An 11,707-nucleotide genomic window follows, 5' to 3' on the forward strand; every position below is an offset into this window, starting at 1 on the left:
GCACGTAGTTCGTCCGGATATCTCTTCCCAAAGTTCTTCTTTTCCATAACCCAGTATCCTTACTTCTGGGTCTCCGCCAAACAAGGGGCGGTTCAAGTGCTTCTGCCACCTCGGCATAGCTGGTCGCCAGCGGGAAATGCGGAACCTGCAGCTTACCGAGGCCGTCCTCGGTCATGATGAACACAGGCGCGCCCGCGCCAGCCGCGAAGGTGGATTTTCCGACCCCGGCAACCCCGTGGATCAGGATGCGCGGCGGCTGGAGCACCGAGCTGGTGCGCAAAGATGCGAGAGAGATAGCCATCAGTGCATCTCCTCGCTCAAGACCAACCGGAACTTGGGCTTGCCGGTGCGGACCGTGCGCGCAGGCTCAAACCCTTTGCGCCACGACTCTGGAAGCGCCGTGTATTTGCGCTCGGACACCTTCAACGTGGTGTCGATGAACTCGGACGGATCTTCGCCAGCCGAGGCGATGTTTTCAGCTATCTGGGCGAGTTTCGCCTGATCCCAGTCGATCCGTTTCGCCAGGTCGGCAATCACGGTGACACCGCCATCTGCAAAGCGGATCGTGCCCGTGTCCTTGCCCGCGTCGTAACGGCACTCAGCAGCACGGTCAGCATAACGCACCTCCAGAGCGAGGGCGAAGCGCTCGGTCACCGCTTTCATGCGCGCAGCGGCGGTATCGATTTCCGCCTGAACAGCGGCAAGTAGCGACGGAGGCATGAGCGCCAGTTCTGTCACTGGCATGTTGAGCATGTCATCCACGCTCGGGATATTTTCGGGGTAAGCCATGTAGGTCTCCAATTCTGGGGCTTCAGTGTCACGCGGCTGGCAAGAGCCGCTCGGCGATGGATTTGGTTGGGGTGGTCGGTCTCGATCGGGCGATCGCAAGATAGGCGAAGCGATCCGGGGCGAGCCGTTCCTGGACGAGATGGACCAACCCCTGTTCGGCGGCCCGCCAAGCCGCAGCAGCGAGATCTCTCAGTGCCCGCCTCTGGTCAGGTGTCAGCTTTGAGATGAGCGAAGCCGCATCGACCGCGAGGAACCCACGGTGATAGATCACGGCCGCGCCCGGCTCGGCCTGGGCCACCCAGGCACAGAAGCTGATGTCGTCTGGTGCCTCGGACTGCATCACGCCACCCCTGCGTCCAGGCTGTCGGCCGTCTGGCGTAAGTGTGCCTCTTCATGTGCCAACACATCCTCGAGGCGGTAAATGATCCGCCCACCGATTTTCATGAAGGCCGGACCTTGGCCGGTCCAACGCCAGCGCTCCAGCGTGCGGTGTGAGATCGTCCAGCGGCGCGCAAGCTCCTTTTGTGTGAGGCAGGGTTTCTGCTGCATCTCTGTCTCCTCTGATGATTACAGAGCGAAGATGCGAAATCCTGACGTGGGATGTCGTCGGGATCGGTGATGGATGCGGAGGGGGATGGGATGGCCCTTGGAAACAAGGCGGCGAATGAGAAAGAGGGATGAGCATCCACCGCTCATCCCCCTCTCGATCCCCCCGCCATCCCCCACCTGAGGGGATGTAGTTCGCCTAGTCGACCCTCAACCGGTAGCTGCCGCGCCCATCCGAATGAATCAGCTCCCGCCAGTTTTTCTTCGACTTGAAAACGTCCGCCATCTTGAGGCTCTTCGAGCGGGCCGCTGCCAGGATCTGCTTTCCGCTCTGCCAGGGCTGACCAGATTGCGCGGCCGCATGGAGCGCGCGCACGACTTCCGCCTGTATGGGCCCCAATTGGAACTGATGGCCGTTGCAGCGCACATCCTTGTAGTCACGCGAGGCGATGAAGCTCCGGTCCTCACAACTACCGCTGCCAGCGTAAAAACCTGACTTTATTTCATAAAGATCGCGCTCGCTACGCCGCAGGAGAAGGTCCCCGATCACCACGTAGAGAGGCGCATATTCGTCTTGGAGACAAGCATAGCCTGAGGGGCCCGAGCGAAACTCACTCAAGCGCACTTCGCCCGACCGGAACAAGTGAAAGACATCGCAGGCATGCAGATCAAGAAGGCCACTGAAGTATCGCCGCTCTTCTGGCACACGGAACCGCGCGCCATCGGAATCTTCCTCGTATCCCCCGATCTCGAGCGGTAAGTCGAAGACCCGGATCGACAGCCGCAGTTGGTCGTTCTCAGCAAGATAGACGAGATCATCCTCTGGAATGGACCATCGTTCGAGAACCTCAGGCAGAGAGAAGTAAGCCTTTTCTATATCCATCTGCCCCCCGAATCTTGCGTGCAACCGTTCCTTTTTTGTTCTAATGTCTTGACCAACGTCGCGCAATCCTATCTTATCCTATTTAATCCACACTTCCTTGGGGATAACATGGACGCCCACCACACGCTCGCCGACCGTCTCCATGCCCGTGCCAACCAGCTCGGCCTGAGCCCTGCCCATGTTGCCGAGATGGCCGGGGTCAATCGTTCCTTCGTCTACGACATCCTGCGTGGCCGCTCGACGCGGCCTGGAATCGACCGCCTCGCGGAGGTCGCGCGTGTCTTGAAGGTGGAACTCGACTGGTTGATCCACGGCATAGGTAATGTCGAAGGCACCCCTCCGTTCATCGAGAACCCGGACGATGCTTTCGTTTCGATCACCCACGCGGGCGTCAGGCCTTCAATGGGCGGCGGCTCCGTTGTTCTGGATGAACATGAGGCGCCAGGACGCGCCTACCACTTCCGTAGATCGTGGATCAAACACGGCCTCAAGGCATCACCCTCGCAACTGCGGATCATGAAGGTCGAAGGCGACAGCATGGAACCCACCCTCTTCGAAGGCGATACGGTTCTGGTCGACATGACGCGCAAAGCGCCAAGCCCGCCAGGTATCTTTGTTCTCGACGACGGCATGGGACTTGTCGCCAAACGCCTGCAGCACGTTCCGAATAGCGAGCCACCAGCAGTGCGCGTGATTTCTGACAACAAGCATTACCCCGAATACGAGCGCACGGCTGACGAGATCAATATCGTGGGGCGGATCCGCTGGTTTGCACGGGAGGTTTGAGATGATCGAATTTCGCTCCCTCGCCGACGATGAACCAGCCTTGAGCTTCTCGCCGCTCTTGCGCGGGGTTCTGAAAACCTTCGCCTACGTCCAGGCGCATGGTTCCATCGGCCTCACCCCGTCAAAAGCCTTCAAGCGCAATTTCGTTCACTGGGCCGCGGCGGAATTCGACTGGCCCGGACATACCGAGGCGGACCTCTTCGCCGTCAACAAGGTTCTGAAAGAACATGAATTCATGCCGCTCGGGGATATTCACTTCCTGCTGACCACCCTGAAAATGGGTCGGCACTATAAAGGGATTTTCAAGCTGACTAAGTCAGGGGCGGAACTGATCCATCATCCCGGCCGTCTGTTCGGCATCATTACGCCGTTTTACTTGTTTGAAATCGATCATTCGGGCTGGTCACGGACCCCGGACCAAACGCTTCCGGGCAACTGGGACGTCTTCCTCAACGTCCTCAACGTCGAGACTGAGGACGGCGCATCGGGCGCCTACCTGCGACAGATCTTGTTCGGTGAACCCGATCCCTGTCCCTTTCCACGCTACGATGAGATGATGGGCAGTCTTTACACTCAGGTCCTGCGCCCCCTTGTCTGGACAGGCCTGCTTCAGGAAACCCGACCCGCTAAGTCCTTTCGCGCGCAAGAAAGCCTGTTCACCAAGACGCCGCTTTGGAAGGCCGCCCTGAAACTCGACACAGATTCGATGGTCCAATCCGCGACACGGCACTGACGGGCCGCACGCTACAAACCCGATCCTGCACGCAGCACCCCGCACCAGCCCCGCAACCCATTGTTTTAACTTGAATACCAGCGCCACTTGAAGCCCAGATAGGGCAACAACCCGAAAGGCGCTCCAATGCTTGATGATCTCTCAACCCCGGTTTCGGGGCCCAATCCTCTTTGCCCTGAACGCATGTCAGCGAACGCGCGCCTCGCCGAAATCGGTCGCATTTTGGCAGCAGGCGTCATTCGCCTGAACGCCGAACAGTCCAGCGATTTATCTGCCGAGGACGGAGACAGTTTCGTGGACTTCTCGCCCCGAAAGAGCGGTGGTCGTCATGCAAAACGTTTGCCGCTGGGAGGAATTGATGAAGCATGACAATAAGATAACGCCCGCAAAGCCAGGTCTGGATCCAAAGACTGATCAACCAGTCTTGGCTCGCCTGGCCGCCTTGAAGGCCATGTCCGTCAAGGATCTGAAGGCCGAATGGGAGAAGCTCTTCGGCCTGGCTGCGCCGAACAACAGCCGCAAGTTCCTGGAATTCAGGATCGCCTATCGCATCCAGGAACTGACCTACGGCGGTCCCGACCGTGAAACGCGCCGCATGCTGGATCTGCTGGCTGATGAGGTCGAGGGACATGCGCGGAGCAAGCACCGGATCGCGGATCCCAGAAATCCCGTCACAGGCACCAAGCTCATCCGCGAATGGGACGGCGTTGAGCACACCGTAACCGTGCTGAAAGACGGCTTCGACTGGCAGGGCCGCAAGTTCAAATCGCTCTCTGCAGTGGCACGCGCCATCACCGGCACACGCTGGAATGGCTATCGCTTCTTCGGGTTGCGTGAGCGCAAGCGGGAGCAAGCATAATGGAGGGTATGAACCGCCCGAACCGCCGCCTGCGCTGCGCCATCTACACTCGCAAGTCGACCGAAGAAGGTCTCGACATGGAGTTCAACACCCTCGACGCCCAGCGAGAGGCCTGTGAGGCCTACATCGCCAGCCAACGGTCCGAGGGTTGGGTCGCCACCCGCGACCGCTATGACGATGGCGGGTTCTCTGGCGGCAATCTTGAGCGCCCCGGCCTCAAGCAGCTTCTGACGGACATTGAGGACGGCTTGGTCGATGTGGTTGTGGTCTACAAGATCGACCGTCTCAGCCGTTCGCTGATGGATTTCTCCAAGCTGGTCGAGATCTTCGACCGCAATGGTGTCACCTTTGTCTCTGTCACGCAGTCGTTCAATACCACCACCTCGATGGGGCGGCTGACGCTGAACATTCTGCTCAGTTTTGCCCAGTTTGAGCGCGAGGTCATCGGAGAGCGAATCCGCGACAAGGTTGCCGCGTCGCGCAAACGCGGGATCTGGATGGGGGGCTATGTACCCCTCGGCTATGATGTGCAGGATCGCAAGCTGGTGGTGAACGAAGCCGAGGCCGCATCGGTCCGGCGCATCTTCGAGCGGTTTGTTGAACTCGGCTCCGCCACGGTACTGGCACGCGAACTCCGCCGCGAGGGATTCCGCAATAAGCAGGGCACGCTGATCGACAAGGGCTATCTCTACCGGCTCCTGAAGAACCGCGTTTATCGCGGTGAGGCAGTTCACAAGGGCACGGCCTACCCCGGCGAGCACGACGCAATCATCGACGACAATCTCTGGGATCGGGCCCATGCCATCCTGCAGGAAAGCCCCCGCAAACGTGCCAACAACAGCCGGTCGCGGACCCCCGCTCTCCTGAAAGGGCTGATCTTCAGCGACACCGGCGCGGCCATGACACCCACTAGTACCAAGAAGGGCGCGAAGCTCTATCGCTACTATGTGTCGATGGACGTGATCCGGAACCGCGAGACCGGTGAGGAAACCGCGCCGATGCGGCTCGCCGCCGGAATGGTTGAGGACGCGGTCGTGACCGAAGTGCGGCGGATCCTGCAAACACCAGAGGTCGTCACGCAGGTGCTGGCCGCCCTGAAACGCGACAGCGGCGGTGCATCCGAGGCCAATGCCATCGCCGCCTTGCACGAGTTCAACGGGCTCTGGTCGCAACTCTTCCCGGCCGAACAGGCCCGCATCATCCAGTTGCTGGTGCGGCGCGTCACGGTCACCGCCGCAGGTCTCGAGGTCGATATTCAGCGCGAGGGCATCTCGGGCGTCATCCGCAAAATGGTGGTGCCCCGCAGGCTGGAGGCTGCAGAATGACGAAGCAGGACGACACAATCCGAGTGCTGATCCCGCTGAAGGTCCGAAAGAAGAACGGGCGACCAAAGATCCTGCCGCCCGCCGACTATCAGCCGAGCGAGGATCAGGCCCAAGATCCGCACATTCTGCGGGCCATCGGCCGGGCATGGGGCTGGCGGCGGCGCATGGACACTGGCGAATTCACGACAATCCAGGAACTGGCTGAAGCCGTTGGTTTGGCCGAACGTCATGTCAGCCGCCAGTTGCGGCTGGCTTATCTTGCGCCGGAGGTGCTGAAGCGCCTGACCTGCGGGCGGGAGACCATTGCTGTGACAGTCGTGCAGCTAAATGAATGCGCGCCGATGCCATGGCTGAACCAGGCAGGAGTGGTGTTTGGCAGCACGTCAGATGCTCCAAGGCATTACCAAGGCTAGATTTTTCTCGACTTATCGGCCACCTTCGGGTCATGAGAAGCAACCTATCCTTTCAACAGCTTGAGACCTACATTCGCGAACAGATGCGGATGTCGCATGTTTATCAGCCGGTCATGCTTCAGGTTCTGCTGGAAAAGGGTGGCACTGCCTCGACGGAAGACGTTGCGAAAGCACTACTGAGCTACGACCGCTCACAGGTGGAATACTATGAGATCCGCACCAAAAATATGGTGGGCAAAGTTCTCACGCAAAATGGCGTGATTGAGCCTATCAAGGATGGGCGCCGCATTGTCGGATACCAACTTGCGGCCGGCGATCTGTCTGATCAGGAAATCGCTGCGCTCATTGAGCTCTGCCAGCAACGCCTTTCCGCCTATATCAATCAACGGGGTGACGGCATCTGGGGTCACCGCGGCATTGCGGATGGTTATGTTCCGGGCTCGGTTCGATATGAGGTCCTAAAGCGGGCCAAACACCGCTGTGAGCTTTGCGGGGCCCATGAAGAACAGGCAGCCCTGCATGTCGATCATATCGTGCCACGCGCCAAAGGCGGAAGCGACGCCTTGAGCAACTTTCAGGCGCTCTGCGTCACATGCAACACGAACAAGCGAGACAGGGACGATACCGATTTTCGGGACGTGCTGGCCTCCTACGGCATTAGAGATCAAGCCTGCATATTTTGCACAATCGGCGAAGACAGGATCATCGCCGAGAACGAGCTTTGCTACGCGATCCGTGACGGATTTCCCGTTACCCCAATGCACACGCTGGTCATCCCCAAGCGGCATGTGGCCGATTACTTCGACCTCTATCAGCCCGAGTTGAACGCGATCCAGGCGTTGCTCAAGGAACAGCGCGAACAAATTCTTGCCGCAGACCCCTCCGTCACAGGATTCAATGTCGGGATCAACGCCGGGGCCGATGCCGGTCAGACCATCTTCCATGTCCACGTTCACCTGATCCCGCGTCGGAACGGCGACGTTGCCAATCCCCGCGGCGGTGTGCGAGGGGTCATTCCTGAGAAGCAGAAGTACTAGGATGGACAGCGATCAGTTTACCCCTCGATTTCCCTTCGCAGATTGGCCAAACCCAGACGTCCCTGCGGTCGCCGCAGGTGTCTATGCGATCTGGAAGGATAACGAGCTAATCTATTGCGGCATGTCCGGGCGAGAGATCGACAGCAAGGGCAAAGCCGCGCCCAAGAAGTACGGCTTGGTCACCCGCCTCAACAGCCACGCTAGCGGCAGGCTGTCCGGCGACCAGTTCTGCGTCTACGTGGCAAACCGGTTCGTGATCCCGTCGCTCAAGGCCGAGGAACTGCCCCTGTTCGCGAGCGGCTCGCTTACACTTGATGCCCGCACGAAGACCTTTATCCACGACCACTTGGACTATGCCTACGCCCTCGTCGAAACCGCAGCCGCCGCTTATGAATTGGAGAGAGCCGCTCGGCGCGGGGATGTGTTTGGTACCCAGCCGTATTTGAACCCTTTGTAATTGAGACACCCATGAAAATCGAACTTACATTGGAACAGTCTGAAGTCGTTGAGGCTATCCGTAGTTTCTTCATTGATGACGCCGCTGACGTTTTCGTCCTCGCGGGAAGCGCCGGGTCCGGCAAGACGACGATGATCGCGAGGCTTGTCGAGATTGCCGCGGAGATGAAGCTGTCCTGCGCGCTGGCGGCGCCTACCGGGCGCGCGGCCCGGATCCTGGGGGACAAGGTCGCGCAGGCCACTGGCTGGGAGGTCCAAGCCAAGACCATCCACAGCCTGATTTTCGCGCTCGACAGGCTTGAGGTGAACGAGGAGGCGGAGGCTGCGAACGATCCTGGCCTTCGGTGGTTCTTTCCGCTCGCGGAGGACGAGCCGGCCATGTCGGTCCTCATCGTTGACGAGGCGTCCATGGTCGGCGACCGGGAAGTCCGTGGTGACGTGATCCGTTTCGGGTCCGGCCGTCTTCTTAAGGACCTCGTTACCTTTGCACGGTCCCGGCGCAGAATGGGCTCTGACGATCGGCTCGTCAAACTTCTCTTCGTGGGCGACCTGGCTCAGTTGCCTCCGGTCGGAGAGGAAGAATCGCCCGCTCTGTCGTCACAGCGACTCGAAGCCGAGTTCAGGCTGACCGTGTCCACCTTCCAACTCGAAACGGTGATGCGCCAGCGCGAGGGCAGCGCGATCCTCGAGCGGGCCACCGAGATTCGGAAGGCGATCGCCGCCGACGTCTACAACGCCTTCTCGTTGGAGCCGGATGGCGAGGAGATCGTCCAAATCGAGTCCGAGGTCGCATTCGACGTCCTCGAGCGGAGCGTGCGATCGCGCGGCTCGAGCGTGGTCGTTGTCCGGTCCAACGCCGCCGCGCTGGAATACAATCGCGGCATCCGCGAGCGGCTCTGGGGCGATGCGTCGCGCCCTGTGCAAGTCGGCGATATACTGTTGGTGAACCGCAACGCCCACTTGGTCTCCTTGCGTAACGGCGATCTAGTCAAAGTGTTGGACGTGACGCCGGCCGCCGAGCGCGCCTCCGTGCCGGTCAAAGGCGGAGGGAACGTCGAACTCTCCTTTCGGGACGCAACCGTCGCCTACAGGGAGGCCGACGGGACCATCGTCAGACTGCCATGTAAGATACTCGAGAATCTTCTCGACTCTCCGGGGCGGGAATTGACGCCCCTGGAACAGCGGGCGCTCCTCGTCCATTTCCGCCAACGGAACCCGCACTTGAAGCCCAGGTCCAGAGAATTCGCCAAGAATCTCAGAGCGGACCCGTACTTCAACGCGGTGCAGGTAAAATTCGGCTATGCCATGACATGCCACAAGGCGCAGGGGGGCGAGTGGGACAACGTGCTGGTGGACTTCGCCGACGGCGGAGGAGTTCGAAACCGCGCCTTCTTCCGTTGGGCTTACACCGCCATCACCCGTGCCAAACGCCGTCTGTATGTAGTGGAGCCGCCCGACTTCGACGTAATTTCAGAGGATATGTGGGGCGAGGCCAAAGTCGCCGAAGACGTCGCCTGCGCAAGCGAGACGGAGACGGCGAACCTCGATCCCGATTGGGACCGGTTCTCTTTCTCGCCGGCAACAGCGAGACTGCTGCCGCGGCATCGGCAGCTTCGCGAACACTGGTCAGCGCTCGGCATCGAAGTCACGAGTCTCAGGCATCTTGAATACTGTGAGCGCTACATCCTGGTACGGGACGGTGCAACGGCAGAACTCCAGTACTACTACAACGGCAAGAACCGTCTACGCCGCTTTGGGCCCACACCAGGGACGCAGTCAGACAAGAGCCTACTTGCCGATGCCCTGTCTGCCTTCGATGCTTTGGATGATACTGGTGAGCGGGAAGCACCCGACGAGTTCGTTGCCGATTTCCTGGAACGCCTCGACGCATCGCTTGAGGGGAGTGAGATCCGCCGCACATCCTTTAAGCTGATGCCATATCGACTACGCGTTTCCTTTGCCGACGATTCTCGGCGCGGCGACATCGACTTCACCTTCGACGGCTCCAAGACATGGACGGCTGCGCAGGAAGTCGGAGGACCAGGCGCAAGCGGTGGGCTGTACAGCGAGATTCAGCGGTCGATGAACCGGTGGAAGAACTAGGGTTATGGATTCAAAGGAGATTTTTGGACTTCGTCGTGCAGGCAAATCCGCGGAGGCGTTGGAAGCAGCCCGCGCGGGCCTCTCGGGACGAGAAGACGACCTCTGGTTTTTGCGGGCCTACGCCTGGGTGCTGTACGATCAGGTGAAAAAGATCGTGGACGAATACGAGCAGAAGCGACTTTCCGATTCCGCGATGGCCAACCGCATCTCGCCTTTCATGCGAGAATTCTCAAAGATGGCCGCGCCCCTCCGAGGGGATACGGCCTTCTCCCAAATGCTACGCCTGGCCGGAAAAGTTTCCCGCCATTGGCCGGATTTTCTCGCATTTTCACAATGGGCCGGCATCGACAATTTCCCGGACGAGGACCGGGCGCCCTTCATTACCGACGACGGCAGGCGAATCGATAGCCTGCAACAGCGGTTCGTCCGGGCGATTGCTCGGGAGGCTGCATCCGCTGCGACTGAGGTGCGCCGGGACTCCGATCCGGTCCGTTGGGGACTGACGATCTTGGTAAAAGCGCTGGCCAAGAATCCGACCGATCAATGGCTCAACTATTACCAGAGCAAGATTGACCTTAGCGAGGATCGGTTTGAAGACGCAATGCGTCGACTCGTACCGATATTAAGAAAGCAGTCGAGAGCCGCCTGGCCCTGGGCCTTGCTCGGCGAGATACTCGAAAAGTCGCAACCCGAGCAGGCAGTGGTTTGCTACATCCACGCCACGGAACTGGCGCGGGAAGAGCAGGAGGTTGCGCGCGTTCGGATCCGTCTAGCCGAGCTTCTGGCGGCACAGGAGAGGTTCGACGAAGCAGCCTTTCAGGCACACCTAGCTGCGGATTATCGCGAAGAGCATAGCTTCAGGACTCCGGCGGAGTTGTCGGGGTTGCTGCAGAGCGATTGGTATGCGCTTGAGATCTCAGCAGATCGGTTGAAGCCTCCGCCAAAGGCCGCGAGTGCGGCAAGAAAACTACTCGCGGAGCTTGACGCAAGGCCTGTGGTTTACTCCCTCGGCGTCGTTGAGCACATCAATGAGGCGAAGGCCCTCACATACGTCGCGACTGGCGTGGAGAGTGGATCTCCAATGCCCCATGGGCGGTTCCCAGAAATCGCCTGCGTCGAGCCGGGCACTATTGTTGAGATCGGAAGAACCGATCCGGCCGAGAAGCCGACTGATTGGAGACTGGCAGAGACCAAAGCAATCCCGGGGTTCTGCGAGGACGTAACGGGCCGGCTCGAGCGGCACGACGGAAACAGCTTCGCCTTCCTTCGTAATCCTCGAGGCGACGTCTTCGTACCTCCCGACTTGGCGAAGGAGGTCGGCGGCGGCGAGGTCGCAGAACGAACCGTACGAGCCATACTGCGAAAGGCAAAGAACGGAAAGGTGGGGTGGAAGGCGCTCAGATTTTTGGGATGAAGCCAAACATCACCAATTATGTAGATATGTCGTTACTCACGGTACATTTCCTTTAACTCCCCAAGTTTGGATCGAAGTAGATTTTCATGGGCCTTCAGGCCCGCACGAAGGCCTTTATCCACGACCACTTGGACTATGCCTACGCACTGGTCGAAACGTCCGCTGCTGCCCACGAATTATAGCGAGCCGCTCGGCGCGGGGATGTGTTTGGTACCCAAAACCGTGCAAAGCAAGCAGAATAAAGCATGAACACGCATCGCCAGGTGGCATGAAATTGGCAACAGTTGTTCGCGATAAGTTCTTTCAAGGCGGCAATGCCGCTAGCCGAGGCCAAGCGGGGTTTTCGTTAAGGGAGAATCCACG

General features: G+C 59.6%; 15 protein-coding genes. 10 read left to right on the forward strand and 5 right to left on the reverse strand.

The window, feature by feature from the left end:
• From C8N31_RS19105 to C8N31_RS19125, 5 genes are all read right to left on the reverse strand, one after another.
• Positions 1-301: AAA family ATPase (locus tag C8N31_RS19105; RefSeq protein WP_146173155.1), on the reverse strand; the 301-nt coding region annotated here is incomplete at its 3' end.
• A complete protein-coding gene (locus tag C8N31_RS19110) occupies positions 301-789 on the reverse strand; it encodes a hypothetical protein (protein ID WP_025047615.1) in 489 nt (162 codons plus the stop codon). The genes C8N31_RS19110 and C8N31_RS19105, both read right to left, overlap by 1 nt.
• Positions 790-817: 28 nt before the next feature.
• Positions 818-1,129, reverse strand: coding sequence for a hypothetical protein (locus C8N31_RS19115; protein WP_025047614.1), 312 nt, complete (start codon positions 1,127-1,129; stop codon positions 818-820).
• Positions 1,129-1,338, reverse strand: a complete 210-nt coding sequence (locus tag C8N31_RS19120) for a helix-turn-helix transcriptional regulator (RefSeq protein ID WP_025047613.1) — start codon at positions 1,336-1,338, stop codon at positions 1,129-1,131. The genes C8N31_RS19115 and C8N31_RS19120 overlap by 1 nt, the downstream gene beginning before the upstream one ends.
• 196 nt (positions 1,339-1,534) lie before the next feature.
• Positions 1,535-2,218: a hypothetical protein gene (locus C8N31_RS19125; protein WP_025047612.1), complete on the reverse strand. Its 684-nt coding sequence runs from the start codon at positions 2,216-2,218 to the stop codon at positions 1,535-1,537.
• Positions 2,219-2,266: 48 nt separating this feature from the next.
• Here C8N31_RS19125 and C8N31_RS19130 point away from each other — a divergent pair, with 48 nt between their 5' ends.
• The 10 genes from C8N31_RS19130 (at position 2,267) to C8N31_RS19175 (ending at position 11,344) form a co-directional block, all read left to right on the forward strand.
• Entirely contained in the window at positions 2,267-3,004 is a 738-nt protein-coding gene (locus C8N31_RS19130) for an XRE family transcriptional regulator (protein WP_231476745.1), read from the forward strand.
• A 1-nt stretch (position 3,005) separates the two neighbouring features.
• Entirely contained in the window at positions 3,006-3,737 is a 732-nt protein-coding gene (locus C8N31_RS19135; protein WP_025047610.1) for a hypothetical protein, read from the forward strand.
• Between the two features lie 126 nt (positions 3,738-3,863).
• Positions 3,864-4,106, forward strand: coding sequence for a hypothetical protein (locus C8N31_RS19140; RefSeq protein ID WP_107992404.1), 243 nt, complete (start codon positions 3,864-3,866; stop codon positions 4,104-4,106).
• Positions 4,096-4,596 carry a DUF2924 domain-containing protein gene (locus C8N31_RS19145; RefSeq protein ID WP_051544590.1) on the forward strand — a complete coding sequence of 167 codons (501 nt, stop codon included), beginning with the start codon at positions 4,096-4,098 and terminating at the stop codon, positions 4,594-4,596. The genes C8N31_RS19140 and C8N31_RS19145 overlap by 11 nt, the downstream gene beginning before the upstream one ends.
• A complete protein-coding gene (locus C8N31_RS19150; RefSeq protein ID WP_107992405.1) occupies positions 4,596-5,921 on the forward strand; it encodes a recombinase family protein in 1,326 nt (441 codons plus the stop codon). The genes C8N31_RS19145 and C8N31_RS19150 overlap by 1 nt, the downstream gene beginning before the upstream one ends.
• Positions 5,918-6,334: a hypothetical protein gene (locus tag C8N31_RS19155; RefSeq protein ID WP_025047607.1), complete on the forward strand. Its 417-nt coding sequence runs from the start codon at positions 5,918-5,920 to the stop codon at positions 6,332-6,334. Before C8N31_RS19150 ends, C8N31_RS19155 begins: the two co-directional genes overlap by 4 nt.
• Positions 6,335-6,366: 32 nt before the next feature.
• Entirely contained in the window at positions 6,367-7,371 is a 1,005-nt protein-coding gene (locus tag C8N31_RS19160; protein ID WP_025047606.1) for an HIT family protein, read from the forward strand.
• Position 7,372: 1 nt separating this feature from the next.
• On the forward strand, positions 7,373-7,828 hold the full coding sequence (locus tag C8N31_RS19165) for a hypothetical protein (protein ID WP_037918131.1): 456 nt from the start codon (positions 7,373-7,375) through the stop codon (positions 7,826-7,828).
• An 11-nt stretch (positions 7,829-7,839) separates the two neighbouring features.
• Complete coding sequence (locus C8N31_RS19170; RefSeq protein WP_025047604.1) at positions 7,840-9,930, forward strand: ATP-dependent DNA helicase; 2,091 nt, start codon at positions 7,840-7,842, stop codon at positions 9,928-9,930.
• Between the two features lie 4 nt (positions 9,931-9,934).
• Positions 9,935-11,344, forward strand: coding sequence for a tetratricopeptide repeat protein (locus tag C8N31_RS19175; RefSeq protein WP_025047603.1), 1,410 nt, complete (start codon positions 9,935-9,937; stop codon positions 11,342-11,344).
• The last annotated feature ends 363 nt before the right edge of the window (positions 11,345-11,707 follow it).

Source organism: Sulfitobacter mediterraneus, assembly GCF_003054325.1.
Taxonomy (GTDB): domain Bacteria; phylum Pseudomonadota; class Alphaproteobacteria; order Rhodobacterales; family Rhodobacteraceae; genus Sulfitobacter; species Sulfitobacter mediterraneus.

Bases quoted from the DNA above. Each gene is read 5' to 3' on its own strand.
- C8N31_RS19110 (WP_025047615.1), bottom strand. From the start codon at position 789: ATGGCTTACCCCGAAAATATCCCGAGCGTGGATGACATGCTCAACATG.
- C8N31_RS19115 (WP_025047614.1), bottom strand. From the start codon at position 1,129: ATGCAGTCCGAGGCACCAGACGACATCAGCTTCTGTGCCTGGGTGGCC.
- C8N31_RS19120 (WP_025047613.1), bottom strand. From the start codon at position 1,338: ATGCAGCAGAAACCCTGCCTCACACAAAAGGAGCTTGCGCGCCGCTGG.
- C8N31_RS19125 (WP_025047612.1), bottom strand. From the start codon at position 2,218: ATGGATATAGAAAAGGCTTACTTCTCTCTGCCTGAGGTTCTCGAACGA.
- C8N31_RS19135 (WP_025047610.1), top strand. From the start codon at position 3,006: ATGATCGAATTTCGCTCCCTCGCCGACGATGAACCAGCCTTGAGCTTC.
- C8N31_RS19140 (WP_107992404.1), top strand. From the start codon at position 3,864: ATGCTTGATGATCTCTCAACCCCGGTTTCGGGGCCCAATCCTCTTTGC.
- C8N31_RS19145 (WP_051544590.1), top strand. From the start codon at position 4,096: ATGAAGCATGACAATAAGATAACGCCCGCAAAGCCAGGTCTGGATCCA.
- C8N31_RS19150 (WP_107992405.1), top strand. From the start codon at position 4,596: ATGGAGGGTATGAACCGCCCGAACCGCCGCCTGCGCTGCGCCATCTAC.
- C8N31_RS19155 (WP_025047607.1), top strand. From the start codon at position 5,918: ATGACGAAGCAGGACGACACAATCCGAGTGCTGATCCCGCTGAAGGTC.
- C8N31_RS19160 (WP_025047606.1), top strand. From the start codon at position 6,367: ATGAGAAGCAACCTATCCTTTCAACAGCTTGAGACCTACATTCGCGAA.
- C8N31_RS19165 (WP_037918131.1), top strand. From the start codon at position 7,373: ATGGACAGCGATCAGTTTACCCCTCGATTTCCCTTCGCAGATTGGCCA.
- C8N31_RS19170 (WP_025047604.1), top strand. From the start codon at position 7,840: ATGAAAATCGAACTTACATTGGAACAGTCTGAAGTCGTTGAGGCTATC.
- C8N31_RS19175 (WP_025047603.1), top strand. From the start codon at position 9,935: ATGGATTCAAAGGAGATTTTTGGACTTCGTCGTGCAGGCAAATCCGCG.